Genomic DNA, 14501 nt, shown 5'->3' with positions numbered 1-14501 from the left:
CATGACCCAAATTGTTGTTCTTCCTCATAGTGAATATTGTCCTGAGGGTGCAGTAGTGGACGTCCCTCCAGGCACATCTATTTGCGAAGCTCTACTAGAAAACGATATTCCGATTGAGCATGCATGCGATATGGTTTGTGCCTGCACCACCTGTCACGTGATTGTGAAAGAGGGCTATCAAAGCTTGAATCCACCCGATGAGAACGAAGAAGATATGTTGGATCGTGCTTGGGGCTTGAATTCTCAGTCGCGCTTGTCCTGTCAGGCAATTGTCGCCAAGGAAGATTTGGTAATTGAGATTCCGAAATACTCAATTAACCATGCCAAAGAGAATCATTAACGCACTAGATTGGTGCTTAACGCTTACTTTGCGGGCATGATCGATCGATCGAATAGCAAAGTAAGAATACGATGGAGTTGTTGTTCTGTTCCTCCATAAATCTCTTTAAGCCATCGGAAACGATGGCTTTCTTTTTAGGCCTTGGCAATACCTTCGGAGCGCTATCTGTAAGGAAATGTAAGTTTAGGTATCAGATAAAAAGAGTTGCTTAATTGCCAGCGTAATATTTTGCCGTCCATGCTTTTTGCGCTCTAGCAAACCCACTTTTCTATAGATTGTTTTACCCGGTAGCCTCTGTATAGTTAACTGTCGATCAGTTTCCCAGGAAATGCTAGCCAGTTTAGGGACGATTGAATAACCAATTCCTTGTCGTACTAACTCAATAATTGCTTCAACAGAATTCAGCTCCATACTTTCTTCTATGGGTAATTTGTTTGCTTTAATTGTTTGATCGACTAAATGCCCTGTCCAGGTGTTTCGCTCAAATCGAATAAATGGGAGCTTAATTCTTGGGGGTGACTTTGTACCCTTATTAGTAGTGAGGGCTGGCGTAATTAAAATCATTGGCTCCCTATAGAGCTCGGTCCATTGAACATTTTGAGGGAGCGTAAATGGCGATTCTGTAACAATCGCCCCGTCAATACTGCCTTCTAAAATTTGATCTAAAAAGTTGCTTGAAAGCCCTGCCAATAATTTAATTTCTAAATCAGGGTAACGCAGCTTTAGTTCATTTAATGTTTTACCGAATGCGCCCATGAGCGATGAAACAAGGGCTCCAATCACAATGGTTCCACTTAATCCTGACTTTAAATTCGAACCCAGAGCTTCGAAGCGCGCAACAATTTCTTGGATTGGTTCGATTAAAGATCTGCCATTTGTATTTAAGCTTAGCGAGCGCTTGGTTCGATCAAAAAGCGTTAAGCCAATTTCTTCCTCAAGTTGCTGTATTTGTTGGCCAGCAGCAGCGGGGGTGAGTCCGATTTCGCGTGATGCAGCCGCTACGCTCTTGTGGCGCGCAATTATCAGGAAATTTTTTAGGATGCGAATGCTGGACATTGGTTAATTATAAAGAAATAATTTATCTCAAAGAAAAATATATTCGATTTATTTTTTATATTCCACCAATATAATGAGACTATGTCAAATGCAGAACTCAAAGTAAAAGTCTGGCGTGGTGCTCAAGAGGGCGAATTCGTCGAGTACCTAGTACCACGCAATCCAAACCAAACGGTTTTGGATGTTGTGACTTATATACAGCGTAAGCTAGATTCAACGCTGAGCTATCGCTTTGCATGTCGAGTAGGCATGTGTGGTTCATGTGCGATGACGGTTAATGGTGTTGCACGTTGGACTTGTCGAACACACGTCTCGCAAATCGTAGAAGGCGATTCCTTAGAAATAGCCCCTTTAAATAACTTGCCTGTCATTAAAGATCTCGCAACCGATATGCGTGAGTTCTTTAATAAGTGGAAGGGCGCCGTTGGATTTTTTAAGGGAAATCAAACAAGGCATGATGATTTTGCAAAAGTTGAGCCAGATTCTAAAGAGCGCCAATTAGCTAATGCAGGGATAGAGTGCATCGGTTGCGGTGTTTGTTATGCATCCTGTGAGGTGGTTGAAGCAAGACCTAGCTATCTTGGTCCTGCTGCCCTTAACCGCGCATGGACTCTAGCAAATGATGTTCGGGATACCCAGCAGCTTGAGCGGATGCGCGCTGTGGCGGGTGATGCTGGTTGTCATGCCTGTCATACCCAAGGGTCTTGTACTGAGCGTTGCCCTAAGGCTATTGAGCCTACAGCTAGTATCGCTGGACTGAAAAAGTTGATCGCCAAGGCTGCTGTACGTGGAAGCAAGTGGGGCAAGTTATGAGTGGCGTGCTACAGGCAAAGTTATGGTACGCACAACGCATTAGCGCTATGGTGCTCGGACTTTGTGTTGCTATTCATTTGCTAATCATTTTTTACGCTATCCGTGGCGGATTAAGTGCGCAAGAGATTTTGGGTCGTACTCAAGGAAATATAGGGTTTGCTATTTTTTATGAGATTTTTGTAATCGCCTGCTTTGTCCATGCCCCGATTGGAGTCGCTAATATTCTGCAAGAAACTTTTCCTAAAAGTGGCATGGTAAGGCCGGTTTCAATTTCATTGGCGCTCTTGATCTTAGTTTTAGGCACGGTTGCGGTATTTGGTGTCTTCACAGGTGGTGCATGATGAGATCAAGACCAAAACTGGATATTCGGGCTAAACGTCATTTATCTTATTTTGCATATGCATGCCATCGATTCTCTGGCTTGTTGCTCGCTTGTTTTATTCCAATACATTTCTTAATGCTGTCTCAATCTTTAAGGGGTGCGGAGGGCTTTCAGAAATCTTTGAGCTTGACTGATTTTTGGGTATTTAAGTTTGGTGAGTGGGCACTTGTTATTCTGCTGGCCATTCACTTAGCCGGGGGAATTCGTTTGCTCATGATTGAGTTTGGACCATGGCATGGATTACGTAAAGGGTGGGTTCAAGTTTCCATCTTGTTCGCTATTGCATGTGGAATTCTATTTTTATCTTTAGCCAATTAATTGGATTGATATGCAGTTACAAATGAATTTAGTTGAGGATGCTTGTAAAGAGCTCTACATCCGAGCCTTAAAAGTGCTTCCTGATGACATCAAAGGTGGCATTGAAAAGCTTGATCAGTCTGAGACGGATAAGCGTGCTCAAGTCGTTTTGAAAACCATGATCACCAATATTTCTGTAGCAGAGCGTGAAGATAATCTTCTCTGCCAAGACACCGGCTTGCCAATCTATAACGTCAAGATTGGTAGTAACGTTGAGTTTGATGGCATGGCTTTGAAGGCAGCTATTCGCAAGGGCTGTGAGCGCGCCACTACAGAATACCCCTTGAGATCTTCGGTAGTTCATCCCATTACTCGTAAAAATAATCACACATCCTGCGGTATCGATATGCCTGCAATTCATATTGATTTTTGTGATGCTATAGATTCAGTAGAAATTGAGATGGTTCCCAAAGGGAGTGGTTCAGAGAACAACTCATTTTTAAAAATGGCAATTCCTGCGGACGGAATTGCTGGCGTTAAAGCTTTTGTTATTGAAAGCGTTGTCTCTGCTGGGGGTAAGACATGCCCCCCAACAATCGTAGGAGTTGGCGTTGGTGGAACATCTGATCAGTGTGTTGCCATGGCAAAACGGGCGGCAACTCGTGCGCTTGGTAGTGTATGCCACGATGAAGAGGGTGCAAAGCTTGAAAAGGAACTTAGCGCTGCAGTAAATAAATTAGGTATTGGCCCTCAGGGATTGGGTGGTGATGGCACGGCCTTTGCTGTCCACGTCGAGTTGGCGCATACCCATATCACCTTGAACCCAGTAGCCGTTAACATGCAGTGCCATTCTGCTCGTAGATCGCGGGCAACCATTACACCTGCGGGTGTTACTTACGGATTTTAAAAAGAGACTATGGCTCATTACAACCTACCGACTCCTGTTAGCGAAGAAGATATTCGCAAACTCCGCATTAACGATACGGTTACTTTGCAAAACACACTTTTTGGTATTCGTGATGCAACTCAAATTCATATGTTTGACCATGGTCGCAAGACTCGCTTTGATTTAAATGGCCATGCGGTGATACACACTGCACCGAATGTGCGCAAGGTGCCTGCAAGTAAAGAGTTCCCCGCGGGTTATCAGCCTATCTGTATTGGCACCACTACATCAGATCGTATGGAGCGCTTTACTCGACCATTGATGACGCAAAATGGTGTACGCATGATCGTGGGCAAAGGTGGCATGCGTGAGGGATCCTCAGAGGCCTTTCAGGAGTTGGGCGGGGTCTATCTCGCCATTATTGGCGGCACAGCTGCCTTAGAGACAACCTGGATTGAGCAAATTGAAGATGTGGATATGGATGACCTTAATCCTGAATCACTATGGCGCTTCAAGATTAAAGACTTTGGTCCTTTATTGGTTGCGATGGATAGTCATGGCGGAAGTATTTATCAAGAGGTCAAGGGGGATGTGGCGCGAAATAAAGACGCTGTTTTAAAGAGCTTGGGAATTAATCCATGAGCAACATTCCAACCATTGATACCGATATTCTGATATTGGGATCTGGCGGAGCTGGTTTATTTGCTGCTCTCCATGCACATCAAGCAAATCCAAACTTAGATATCACTATTGCAGTAAAGGGATTGCTGGGAAAATGCGGCTGTACTCGCATGGTTCAAGGCGGCTATAACGTTGCGCTTGCACAGGGTGATTCTGTTGAGCGTCATTTTATGGATACGATTGAAGGCGGTAAGTGGCTATCGGATCAAGAATTAGCCTGGACATTGGTGACTAAAGCGGTTGAGCGAATTCATGAGTTAGAGAATGAGTTAGGTTGCTTCTTTGACCGAAACCCCGATGGCACTATTCATCAAAAAGCATTTGCGGGGCAAACCTTCGATCGCACCGTGCACAAAGGGGATTTAACCGGAATTGAAATTATTAATCGCCTTGCAGAACAGGTTTGGTCAAGGGGTATTCATCGCCTTGAGGAGCATCGTGCTATTGAGTTGATACATAGCAAAGATAAAAAAGCGCTTGCTGGTGTTTTGATGCTCAATATGCAAACTGGGCAGTTTGTGTTGGTACGCGCCAAAGCAGTTTTATTAGCAACTGGCGGTGGGCCTACGATGTACAAATATCACACACCATCCGGAGATAAGAGCTGCGATGGTCTAGCGATGGCATTACGTGCTGGCTTAACTTTGCGTGATATGGAAATGGTGCAGTTTCATCCAACCGGTTTATTGGCTGGACCGGGTACCCGCATGACTGGTACTGTTTTGGAGGAAGGTCTACGTGGTGCAGGCGGCTATCTACTAAATGGAAATAAAGAGCGATTCATGGGTAACTATGATTCGCGCAATGAGCGAGCTACAAGAGATATTGTTTCAAGATCAATTAACTCAGAGATTCGAGCTGGGCGAGCCACACCAAATGGGGGCGTTTATATTCAAATGAGCCACTTAGGTCCAGATAATGTTCGCAAGCAATTTAAAGGGATGGTTGAGCGTTGCGCTGATAGTGGTTTTGATCTGGCAAATGACTTGGTGGAGGTAGTGCCCACGGCGCATTACATGATGGGCGGTTTAGTTTTCAAAAAAGATTGCAGCACTGATCTTCCTGGGCTCTTTGCGGCTGGTGAAGATACTGGCGGGGTACATGGTGCCAACCGCTTAGGAGGAAATGGGGTAGCAAACTCCACGGTCTTCGGGGGTATAGCGGGCGAGTCCATGGCGCAGTGGGTTGGCACGCAAGAGTTACGTGAATATGATTTGGATGAAGTTGCCGCTAGTATCCGTCTTCATGAGGAACCTTTGCAGAAAGAGGCTGGCGATATTGAGATCATCCGTGATGCATTGGCGCAGTGTATGTGGGATGACGTAGGGATCTCAAGAACACAAGAGAGTTTATTGCGAGCACGTCTACGGCTTCAAGAGCTCGCATCTCAGTTAAAGCAAATGGGTGTGGGTAATATTCAGCGCGAGTACAGTAATACTTGGCAGGATTGGATGAATTTGCAGAATTTGATTTTAGTTAGCCAGGCTGTAGTTGAAGCCGCTCTTTCGAGAGAGAATTCTCGAGGGGCGCATTATCGCGATGATTTTCCTGAGCCGGGCTCTTTAGAGGAGTCATATTACACAGCTGTAAACCTAGATCAAAACGGACTGCGAATTCAGAATCAGCCGGTTCAATTTACGATGATTAAGCCAGGTCAAACAATATTAGTAGAGTCATAATATTTTTGAATTAATTGACCCCATCCATTTCGGGTTAGCGACGCTAATCATTTTTGGCGCCTATTTCATTTTTGGTATTTCAGGTTTTGGTTCATCCATTGTTGCAGTACCACTATTAGTACAGATGTACCCATTGAAGTCTGTAGTACCAATGATGGTCATTGTCGACATTTGCGCCTCCCTTTATGTTGGAAAAAAGTCATCCAAAGATGCCAACCTAAAAGAGTTGAAGTGGCTATTTCCGTTTAGTTTGGTTGGCATGATTTTGGGAATCGCGCTATTAATTCAGTCGCCAAGTGAACCGCTATTAATTACTCTAGGATGTTTTGCTGCATTGAATGGGGCGCGGGTGCTCTGGCAAAGGAATCATGAAATGGTTGATCCCATCAATAAATGGTGGGCTGCTCCATTTGGTTTCATGGGCGGTACTTTTACTGCGCTATTTGCAACGGGTGGTCCAATTTATGTTTCGTATTTAGGCTTGCGGATTAATGATCCTAAAGTGCTACGCGCTACGATGGCATTTGCTATTTTTATGCTGACATTTTTGCGGCTCACTTTAATGCTGGTAACAGGACTTATTCTGAGTTGGTCTGTGATTGGCTTGGCAGTTTGTTTATTACCAGCAACTTTTATGGGAATTTGGCTTGGAACCCATGTGCACACTAAATTAAGTAATGCAGGAATGCGGATTACCTATGGATCAATTTTGATTTTTGCAGGCGCTACCTTGCTTATCCGACAATTGCTTTAAAGAATTTTGTCGGGGTTCATCAGATTTTTTGGATCAAGAGCTTTCTTAATTGCTCTCATAAGATCTATTTCAACAATATTTTTTCTAAAAGGTAACTCCTCCCTTTTTGCCTGACCGATACCATGTTCAGCAGAAAATGAGCCTGAGTACAAATAGACTTGATTGTGAACTAATTCATTAATCGCTCGCCTCTTTGATTCCATACTACTCAAAGAATCATCAGTGGCAATGGGCGCTAAGTTATAGTGTAAATTTCCATCGCCAACATGGCCAAAAACAATAGTTTGCGTTTCTGGCCAGCGAGCTTTAAGTTTTATCTCCGTATCTTTAACAAAGTCAGCGATTTTTGAAATGGGTATTGAAATATCATGTTTAATGATGGTTCCTAATTTTAGTTGAGCCTCAGGAATATTCTCTCTTGCGTGCCACAAATCTCTACTTTGTTGGATCGAGTTGGCAATAATTGCATCATCAATAAACTCTAACTTAAAAGCTTCTGTAAGAAATGTTTCAAGCTGAGAGCGACTGTATTCGGAATTTTCCATGCTTGATAACTCCAGCAAAATTGCCCAACCTGATTTAGCGTTAAGAATTGACGACCAATTTTTTTCTTGATTTGATATTAAATCTAGTGCGCGAGTTGATATAAGTTCAAAAGCAGTAAGATCGGCATTGCATCTTTTGCGTGCTAAGTCGATTAACTTGATGGCTGATTCAATATTTTTGATGGCAACCAATGCGGTTGCTTTTGATTTCGGGAGTGGGTAGAGCTTAAGTGTTGCCGCAGTAATAATTCCAAGAGTACCTTCAGACCCAATATAGAGATCCTTCAATGAGTAACCGGTGTTATCTTTGCGTAAACCACGTAAACCATGCAAAATTTCCCCATTTGCAGTTACAACTTCTATCCCCAAGGTAAGATCACGCATATTCCCATAGCGAAGTACTTGTATGCCGCCTGCATTAGTACCCAAATTGCCTCCAATTGTGCAGCTCCCTTCAGCGGCCAGGCTTAGCGGAAAGAGCATGCCCGCCTTTAACGCAGTCTCTTGAACCGTAGATAGAACGGCGCCAGAATCTACCGTAATCGTCGAATTATCTAGGTCTATTTCTCGAATGGTATTTAGACGGGTTGTGCATATAACAACGGAATCTCCATGTGATCTTGGGGTGGCGCCACCGCACAGACCGGTGTTACCTCCTTGTGGAGTAATTGCAATATTTTGTTGGCAGCATAACTTTACTAATGCTGCAATCTCTTCGGTAGTTTTGGGTTTTAAGACTGCAATGGCTTTACCAGAATAGCGTTTGCTCCAGTCAAGCAAAAATGGTTTCTTATCGAAGTCAGAAGTTAAAACATTTGAAATGCCAATAATCTTTTGGCATTGCTCAATGAATCTACTATGCTGATCCACCTTAATTTCGCTTTATATTTGGCGCAGCAAGTCCCTCGATCATGATATTAAGGCAGGAGGGAAGATTGGTCGCTGCTGCACGTTTTGCTGCTGGAAGCACCTTGTCTGAGTCTTGCACTAATTCTCCATATCCACCGAATGCCTCGCAAACTTTCTCATAATGAGATGGGAGTAATTCGCAGCCAATGGTTCTATCTTTTCCATATTCGCGGACTTGTATTTGATACTCTGCGTTCCAACGAGCATCATTTCCAACAACCAATACAAAAGGAAGTTTGTAGCGAACCGCAGTATCAATTTCTGCACTGTGGAATCCAAACGTACCATCGCCCATTACCGAGATAATTGGAGCATCAGGTTTTGCAACTCTTGCGGCAATTGCAAATGGAAGAGCCGATCCAATTGATCCTGCAACTCCGTTTATTACTCGATTAGGTGCACTAAGGCATGCTTGTGCCCATTGACCAATTTCACCCCCATCACTTATTAATATGGAGTCTGGGTGGCTATCCAATATTTCCTGTAATGGTTTAAGAGCTTGGGCGGGGTGAATATTATTTGTGGTTTTTGGCAAAGCATTCCAAGCATTTGGCCTAAATTGAATGGCGTTACGGACTTCGTGTTGCCAATCGCTATTTACCGCTTCGGTCTCAATGCTTATAAGATTGGTGATGGTTTGAATGGCGGTTGGTATATCAGCTTTTAAAATATGAGAAAGTCTATTGCCAACAGCGTTTTTAGCTCGATTGATTTCTTCTTGATCGGGATCAATTTGCAGAAAGACACACTCTTGATTGATGCTTGGGCTTTGCGCAAACTTCAAAGTAAAGTCAATTTTTTTACCAAGCAGTAATATGCAGTCGGCCTGACTTAAGACTTCAGAGAATGCACCTAGACTTGGATCGCCAATTCCACGTGGACTTTCCATTCCAATAACTGGAATGGAAAGGAGATCTTCAATGGATTTGAGTTTGACTCTTCCATCCCTGGATTGCATCATTGGGCCAGCGAGAATGAGCGGTTTCTTCGCTTGCTTAAGTTGATCTATGAGCGCTTCTAATTCGCTTGAATTGATAGCCATATGTTCTGGCGCAAATGAATCTGGTGTGATCTTATTTGCGGTATCGGGATACGGCGCCTCAAGAATATCGGTTGGGAGGCTAACATGCACCGGACCAGGCCTGCCGGATTTGGCAATGTGAATCGCTCTTGCAACATCTTGAGCTATGTTTTTAGATTCTTGGCATACCCAAGAAGCTTTAGTAAGAGGTGCTGCTATATCGGCCTGAAGCATTTCTTGAAATGCGCCTTTGCCAAGTTGCCCGATTGGGGCGTGGCCAGAAAATAGGATTACTGGCGATTCAGACATGCTGGCGGTATAGAGTGCGGAAATGGCATTTGCATGACCTGGTCCGCCGGTAACAAGCGCTATTCCAACCTTTCCAGTAAGTCGTGCCCAAGCATCAGCCATATGTACAGCAGCTGCCTCATGTCGAGTATGAATCAGATCAATATTTGATCCAAAAATAGCATCGTATATGGGCATGATGTGATTGCCAGAAAGCGTAAAGATTTTATCGATGCCCGCTAATTCTAGGGTTTCAACAAATGCATTAGCACCATTTTTATTTTTTAAACTCATAGTTTTCTTGTTAAGTTATTTAATGCCTAGCTGAGTACTGAGTTTTGAATACGAAACATATTGAGAGGCTGCAAACTTTTCAGTATCTGCGGGCGAAAGAATTCGAGGGATGCCGCCGTAACGAGCATTGCCTGCCTGCCAATTAGCATCCTTATCAGCGACGACCAATACGTCTACCCATTTAGCCACTATCTCTGAGCTTAATTTAGGTGGTCCGTAAAGGGCGCTCCAGCCAACGATAGCCTCAAGTTGCGGCATGCCCACTTCTTTGGCTGTTGGTACGGATGGAATATCCTTAACGCGGTCTGGAGTTGTCACTACTAGAGCTCGCAACTTGCCGCTATTAATTTGGGTTAATGCTGATGTGAGATTGCCACAACTAAAGTCAACTTCTTTGGCAAGTACGGCAACAACTGCTTCTGAGCCGCCTTTATAACTAATGTTAACTGCTGCGTCAGGTTTGAGTTTTAGAGTTTGCAGAATAAGTTGAGGTCCAAAATTGAGAATTGTTCCAGGTCCAGATGAGCTGTAATTGAGTTTTCCAGGTTGTGAGCTAATAGCCTTGGTTAAATCTTCAAATGTTTTGTAAGGTGATTCTGGATGAACTACGCAAACCACAGGATTTAGCTCAAGCAATCCAATGAAAGTAAAGTCATTCCATTTATAGCTTAGGTCTGATTTCATTGCGGGTAAAACGGATTGGGATCCCACCCTTGCCATTAAAAGTGTATAGCCATCAGGTAGCGCATCTTTAACAAATTGTGAGCCTATCGCTCCGCTTGCCCCACTTTTATTGGTAACAATGATCGGTTGCTTGAGTACATTTTGAGCCACTGTTGCTAGATTCCGCGCTGACTGATCCGCATCTCCGCCAGCATTGAACGGTACAACAATCGTAATTGGCTTATTTGGGTAGTTTTGGGCAAACGCGTTACTGGAATAAATAAAAAAACAGACAGCGATACCTTTCAGGAGGCGGCTTTGTGTGAGAATTTGAATTAATTTCATAAAACCCTCTTTTTATTTTTTACAAATAAGCGAATAAAAAAGTCGCACATTAGAGTGCGACTTTGCTTTTACTGTGCGCTAATATTGCGACCTTTTATAACTTTTTCCCAGGTAACTGATTCAGTTTTTACTTGGGATTCAAAATCTTTCTGAGTATTTACTATAGCGGTTAAACCATTGAGATCAAGGCTGTTTCTCATCGCCTCTGAGCCAACGGCCTTCACGGTAGCAGCGTAGATTTTGTCGGTAATGGCTTTAGGTGTATTGGCGGGCGCAACGAGTCCAAACCAGCCAGTAGATTCAAAACCAGGAATACCCGATTCGGCAACTGTTGGAACATCTGGTAATTGTTTGGACCGTTTCAAGCTGGTCACTGCTAGAGGCTTAATCTGTCCAGATTTAGCAAAACCAGTTGCTGCTGTGAGATTGCCCACCATGAAATCAATTTGGCCCGCAACCAGATCATTTAGTGCGGCAGACTCACCTTTATAAGGAACGTGGGTAGCTGGAATATTGGCGGAGTAGGTTAGATTCTCAGCCGCCATATGAACTTGACTTCCAATACCAGCTGAACCAAAGTTCAGGTCCTTTGTTTTAGCGTATGCAATGAATTCACCAAGATTTTTTACTGGTAACTTAGTGCTTACGGACAATAGCATTGGTCCACTGGCGACATTGGTGATGTACACAAAATCTTTTGCATAGTTCACAGGCAATTTTTTATAAAGGCTTGGGTTAACGGTCAGCATGCTGCCAGATGCCAGCATGATCGTATAACCATCTGCGGCTGACTGGGCTACGTACTCTGCAGCAATATTGCCGCCAGCACCAGGTTTATTTTCAACAATAACGTTTTGACCCAGATCCTTGGAAAGTTGTTGCGCAAGTAAGCGACCGAGAATATCGGTGGTGCCGCCAGCAGCAAAAGGTATTACAAGCTTGATTGGCTTAGTTGGCCAGTTTTGTGCAAATGAAATTGGTGATGCGATTAATGTTACTGCTCCAACAATCCAGGCAAGATTTTTGCTTAGATTGCGAATAACTTGCTTAAACATGCCTATACCCTCCAGGTGTTAATTTGATGTTTCTATCTTATCTTCGATTTGATTCAAAAATAAGATCAACTTCTATTTAATAGTAATAAGCTTATGTAAAACCACTGTCTCCCCCAGACTTTGCTCAGCAAAAATATATTTAAATTGCGCTGCACAATGAATTGAGTATTGCAAGATATCTAAATCATCTATATGATTTAGATATGTCATCTATTTTGATCTCTGAGTTCATTACAAGTCAAGCCTTAGAAACCCTGCGTTCGAAGCATTCGGTTGTTTACGAGCCCGAGTTATACAAGGATCGGGCTGCATTGATTGCTGCGACGCAAAATGTGGAGGCTTTAATTGTTCGAAATCTGACTCAGGTTAACGAAGAAGTTTTGGCCAAAGCAGCGAGATTGAAAGTAGTCGGTCGTCTTGGAGTTGGGCTTGAAAATATTGAACTTCCAGCTTGTGCTAAGCGCAATATCAAAGTAATACCTGCAACCGGAGCAAACGCTGAATCTGTAGCCGAGTACGTCATCGGTGCTGCGATTGCTTTGACCCGTGGATTTATTCCTGCAACGATCAGCACCCTAAAGGGTGAGTGGCCTCGCCCGCGGTTTTCTGGCTATCACGAATTTTTAGGAAAAACTATCGGGATTGTAGGTTTTGGAAGTATTGGCCGCATTGTTGCAAAAAAAGCTAATGCATTTGGCTTAAAGTGTCTTGCTTATGACCCCGTATTAAGTGGAAATGAAGTGGCATTAGAGGGGTTTAATGTTCCTTTAGTTTCCCTAAATACGTTGTTATCTCAAAGTGATGCGGTAACCCTTCACCTACCTTTTTTACCTGAGACAAAAGGTTTATTTAATTTAGATATTTTGAGTCAAATGAAAGCAGGCGCTTGCTTGATTAATACTGCGCGTGGTGGAATTGTGGATGAATTCGCCTTGGCTGAATGCCTGCGATCAGGTCATTTGGGTGGAGCTGCATTAGATGTATTTTCTGCTGAGCCTGCTAAAGATTTAAGTCATTTAGTGGGCATAGAGAATTTAATTCTGACTCCGCATATTGCTGGCGTGACACATGAAAGCAATGAGCGTGTTAGTCAAATGATTGCTGATGAAGTCAATCTTTTTTTAGGAGCTTAAGATGAGCTTGTCCTATGAGCAGATAGTTGAGTTAGCATCATCTGGTTTGATGGCTGCTGGTATTGGAGAAAAAGCAGCATTTGAGACTGCGCAATTTTTAGCGCTTGCCGAATTAGACGGTTTAGCTTCTCACGGCCTAGCGCGAGTATCCCAGTATGCGGGACATGCAAAAAATAGTCGTATCGAGTTGGCCCCCAAAATTAAAGTTCGTCCATTTAAATCGTCTGCTGCATTGGTTGATGCTTGCGATGGGCTAGCGTTTCTAGCATTGCGTTTTGCTACTGACTTATCCGTTAACCTTGCCTCAAAAACTGGGGTTGGTTTGGTTGCGGTAACAAACAGTCATCACTTTGGGGTTGCAGGACATTATGCTGAGGCTGCTGCCCGTGCTGGTTATATCTCATTGTTATTTGGTAATACCCCTGCTGCGATGCCTATGGTTGGGGGAAGCAAGGCGATGTTTGGCACCAACCCATTGGCTGCTGCTTTTCCAATTGAGGGGCGAGATCCTTTAGTAATTGATATGTCTCTTTCTGCGGTTGCAAGAGGTAAGTTGTTGGTTGCTGCAAAGAAGGGTGAATCCATTCCTGAAGGGTGGGCGTTAACAGCTGATGGTAAGCCAACCACTGATCCGCAAGAGGGACTCAAGGGTTTGATGGTTCCTTTGGGTGGAGATAAAGGTGCTTTGCTTGCATTAATTGTGGAACTTTTAGTTGTAGGTTTATCAGGCAGTCGTTTTTCATATGAAGCAGATTCCTTTTTTGATGCGAAAGGCAATCGTCCACGCATCGGACAACTTTTGTTAACGATTGACCCAGGTCTTTCTGGGGGGTCTGTTTTTGCTAGCAGAATGCACGATTTTTTAAGAGCTTTATCTGCTGATGCTGGTACACGTATACCTGGCGAGCGTCGCTTTAAGCAACGTGCAAGTGGTTTTAAGAATGGTGTAAATGTTTCTGAGGTAGTGGTGCAAGAAATTCAGGCTGGTATTCGCCAGTCATGGAGTAATTCGTAACTTAATGGGATTAACGAGGAGAGAGTAATGATCCATTTTGTCGTGCATGAGCCAGGTGATGGCGTAGGCGTAGTTGTCGTTGAAGGCGTTAAGGCAGGCGACGATTTAATTGGTTGGGTGATGGATGGCGACCTGACATTGAACTTTAAGTCAATGAGTGATATTCCAATTGGCCACAAAATTTCATTGAAGGATTTTCAGCCGGGCGATACGGTCATGAAATACGGTATCGATATTGGCAAGGTAGTTGCTCCAATCAAAAAAGGCGAGCACCTTCACGTTCAGAACGTTAAAACAAAGCGTTGGTAAGCCAACCTTCCATTTATTCATTGAGAAAGAAAAAAG

At 43.6% G+C, this 14501-nt stretch carries 16 protein-coding genes; 11 read left to right on the top strand and 5 right to left on the bottom strand.

All coding sequences use genetic code 11. From position 1 onward, the window contains the following. The first annotated feature begins 1 nt into the window (after position 1). Entirely contained in the window at positions 2–340 is a 339-nt protein-coding gene (gene fdx, locus NHB34_RS07370; RefSeq protein ID WP_353427002.1) for an ISC system 2Fe-2S type ferredoxin, read from the top strand. Between the two features lie 183 nt (positions 341–523). Here the strand turns inward: fdx and NHB34_RS07365 are convergent, their stop codons facing one another. Continuing rightward, complete coding sequence (locus NHB34_RS07365; RefSeq protein WP_353427001.1) at positions 524–1396, bottom strand: LysR family transcriptional regulator; 873 nt, start codon at positions 1394–1396, stop codon at positions 524–526. 81 nt (positions 1397–1477) lie between these two features. Here NHB34_RS07365 and NHB34_RS07360 point away from each other — a divergent pair, with 81 nt between their 5' ends. The 7 genes from NHB34_RS07360 to NHB34_RS07330 are packed head-to-tail and all read left to right on the top strand — an operon-like array spanning position 1478 to position 6888. Further along, positions 1478–2209 (top strand): succinate dehydrogenase/fumarate reductase iron-sulfur subunit, encoded by a 732-nt coding sequence (locus NHB34_RS07360; RefSeq protein ID WP_353427000.1) that lies wholly within the window; start codon positions 1478–1480, stop codon positions 2207–2209. After that, the gene (locus NHB34_RS07355) at positions 2206–2550 is read left to right on the top strand and encodes a succinate dehydrogenase (RefSeq protein WP_353426999.1); all 345 of its coding nucleotides are present in this window, start codon (positions 2206–2208) and stop codon (positions 2548–2550) included. Before NHB34_RS07360 ends, NHB34_RS07355 begins: the two co-directional genes overlap by 4 nt. Continuing rightward, the gene (gene sdhC, locus NHB34_RS07350) at positions 2547–2909 is read left to right on the top strand and encodes a succinate dehydrogenase, cytochrome b556 subunit (RefSeq protein WP_353426998.1); all 363 of its coding nucleotides are present in this window, start codon (positions 2547–2549) and stop codon (positions 2907–2909) included. The genes NHB34_RS07355 and sdhC overlap by 4 nt, the downstream gene beginning before the upstream one ends. A gap of 10 nt (positions 2910–2919) precedes the next feature. Beyond that, positions 2920–3795: a fumarate hydratase gene (locus NHB34_RS07345; RefSeq protein WP_353426997.1), complete on the top strand. Its 876-nt coding sequence runs from the start codon at positions 2920–2922 to the stop codon at positions 3793–3795. Positions 3796–3804: 9 nt separating this feature from the next. Next, positions 3805–4416: a fumarate hydratase C-terminal domain-containing protein gene (locus NHB34_RS07340; protein ID WP_353426996.1), complete on the top strand. Its 612-nt coding sequence runs from the start codon at positions 3805–3807 to the stop codon at positions 4414–4416. Next, the gene (locus tag NHB34_RS07335) at positions 4413–6134 is read left to right on the top strand and encodes an FAD-binding protein (protein ID WP_353426995.1); all 1722 of its coding nucleotides are present in this window, start codon (positions 4413–4415) and stop codon (positions 6132–6134) included. The genes NHB34_RS07340 and NHB34_RS07335 overlap by 4 nt, the downstream gene beginning before the upstream one ends. A gap of 1 nt (position 6135) precedes the next feature. Further along, complete coding sequence (locus tag NHB34_RS07330) at positions 6136–6888, top strand: sulfite exporter TauE/SafE family protein (RefSeq protein WP_353428573.1); 753 nt, start codon at positions 6136–6138, stop codon at positions 6886–6888. Here the strand turns inward: NHB34_RS07330 and NHB34_RS07325 are convergent. From NHB34_RS07325 to NHB34_RS07310, 4 genes are all read right to left on the bottom strand, one after another. Next, positions 6885–8282, bottom strand: a complete 1398-nt coding sequence (locus NHB34_RS07325; protein ID WP_353428572.1) for an FAD-binding oxidoreductase — start codon at positions 8280–8282, stop codon at positions 6885–6887. The genes NHB34_RS07330 and NHB34_RS07325 overlap by 4 nt on opposite strands. Before the next feature lie 22 nt (positions 8283–8304). Next, positions 8305–9945, bottom strand: a complete 1641-nt coding sequence (locus NHB34_RS07320) for a thiamine pyrophosphate-binding protein (protein WP_353426994.1) — start codon at positions 9943–9945, stop codon at positions 8305–8307. 15 nt (positions 9946–9960) lie between these two features. Beyond that, positions 9961–10953: a tripartite tricarboxylate transporter substrate binding protein gene (locus NHB34_RS07315; protein WP_353426993.1), complete on the bottom strand. Its 993-nt coding sequence runs from the start codon at positions 10951–10953 to the stop codon at positions 9961–9963. A 68-nt stretch (positions 10954–11021) separates the two neighbouring features. Further along, positions 11022–12008, bottom strand: coding sequence for a tripartite tricarboxylate transporter substrate binding protein (locus NHB34_RS07310; RefSeq protein ID WP_353426991.1), 987 nt, complete (start codon positions 12006–12008; stop codon positions 11022–11024). A 203-nt stretch (positions 12009–12211) separates the two neighbouring features. On the opposite strand from NHB34_RS07310, the gene NHB34_RS07305 reads away from it, so the two are divergent. The 3 genes from NHB34_RS07305 to NHB34_RS07295 are packed head-to-tail and all read left to right on the top strand — an operon-like array spanning position 12212 to position 14465. Continuing rightward, complete coding sequence (locus tag NHB34_RS07305; RefSeq protein WP_353426990.1) at positions 12212–13141, top strand: hydroxyacid dehydrogenase; 930 nt, start codon at positions 12212–12214, stop codon at positions 13139–13141. 1 nt (position 13142) lies between these two features. Then, complete coding sequence (locus NHB34_RS07300) at positions 13143–14156, top strand: Ldh family oxidoreductase (protein WP_353426988.1); 1014 nt, start codon at positions 13143–13145, stop codon at positions 14154–14156. Positions 14157–14183: 27 nt separating this feature from the next. Further along, the gene (locus NHB34_RS07295; RefSeq protein ID WP_068322357.1) at positions 14184–14465 is read left to right on the top strand and encodes a flagellar biosynthesis protein FlgA; all 282 of its coding nucleotides are present in this window, start codon (positions 14184–14186) and stop codon (positions 14463–14465) included. The last annotated feature ends 36 nt before the right edge of the window (positions 14466–14501 follow it).

Source organism: Polynucleobacter sp. MWH-UH19D (assembly GCF_040409795.1).
GTDB lineage: Bacteria > Pseudomonadota > Gammaproteobacteria > Burkholderiales > Burkholderiaceae > Polynucleobacter.
This window is presented reverse-complemented; position numbering and strand designations above follow the sequence as displayed.

What these genes read in the sequence shown, in the direction of transcription:
- NHB34_RS07355 (WP_353426999.1), top strand. Translation starts at nt 2,206, where the DNA reads ATGAGTGGCGTGCTACAGGCAAAGTTATGGTACGCACAACGCATTAGC.
- NHB34_RS07310 (WP_353426991.1), bottom strand. Translation starts at nt 12,008, where the DNA reads ATGTTTAAGCAAGTTATTCGCAATCTAAGCAAAAATCTTGCCTGGATT.
- NHB34_RS07295 (WP_068322357.1), top strand. Translation starts at nt 14,184, where the DNA reads ATGATCCATTTTGTCGTGCATGAGCCAGGTGATGGCGTAGGCGTAGTT.
- NHB34_RS07335 (WP_353426995.1), top strand. Translation starts at nt 4,413, where the DNA reads ATGAGCAACATTCCAACCATTGATACCGATATTCTGATATTGGGATCT.
- NHB34_RS07345 (WP_353426997.1), top strand. Translation starts at nt 2,920, where the DNA reads ATGCAGTTACAAATGAATTTAGTTGAGGATGCTTGTAAAGAGCTCTAC.
- NHB34_RS07360 (WP_353427000.1), top strand. Translation starts at nt 1,478, where the DNA reads ATGTCAAATGCAGAACTCAAAGTAAAAGTCTGGCGTGGTGCTCAAGAG.
- NHB34_RS07305 (WP_353426990.1), top strand. Translation starts at nt 12,212, where the DNA reads ATGTCATCTATTTTGATCTCTGAGTTCATTACAAGTCAAGCCTTAGAA.
- NHB34_RS07365 (WP_353427001.1), bottom strand. Translation starts at nt 1,396, where the DNA reads ATGTCCAGCATTCGCATCCTAAAAAATTTCCTGATAATTGCGCGCCAC.
- NHB34_RS07300 (WP_353426988.1), top strand. Translation starts at nt 13,143, where the DNA reads ATGAGCTTGTCCTATGAGCAGATAGTTGAGTTAGCATCATCTGGTTTG.
- NHB34_RS07315 (WP_353426993.1), bottom strand. Translation starts at nt 10,953, where the DNA reads ATGAAATTAATTCAAATTCTCACACAAAGCCGCCTCCTGAAAGGTATC.
- NHB34_RS07340 (WP_353426996.1), top strand. Translation starts at nt 3,805, where the DNA reads ATGGCTCATTACAACCTACCGACTCCTGTTAGCGAAGAAGATATTCGC.
- fdx (WP_353427002.1), top strand. Translation starts at nt 2, where the DNA reads ATGACCCAAATTGTTGTTCTTCCTCATAGTGAATATTGTCCTGAGGGT.
- sdhC (WP_353426998.1), top strand. Translation starts at nt 2,547, where the DNA reads ATGATGAGATCAAGACCAAAACTGGATATTCGGGCTAAACGTCATTTA.
- NHB34_RS07320 (WP_353426994.1), bottom strand. Translation starts at nt 9,945, where the DNA reads ATGAGTTTAAAAAATAAAAATGGTGCTAATGCATTTGTTGAAACCCTA.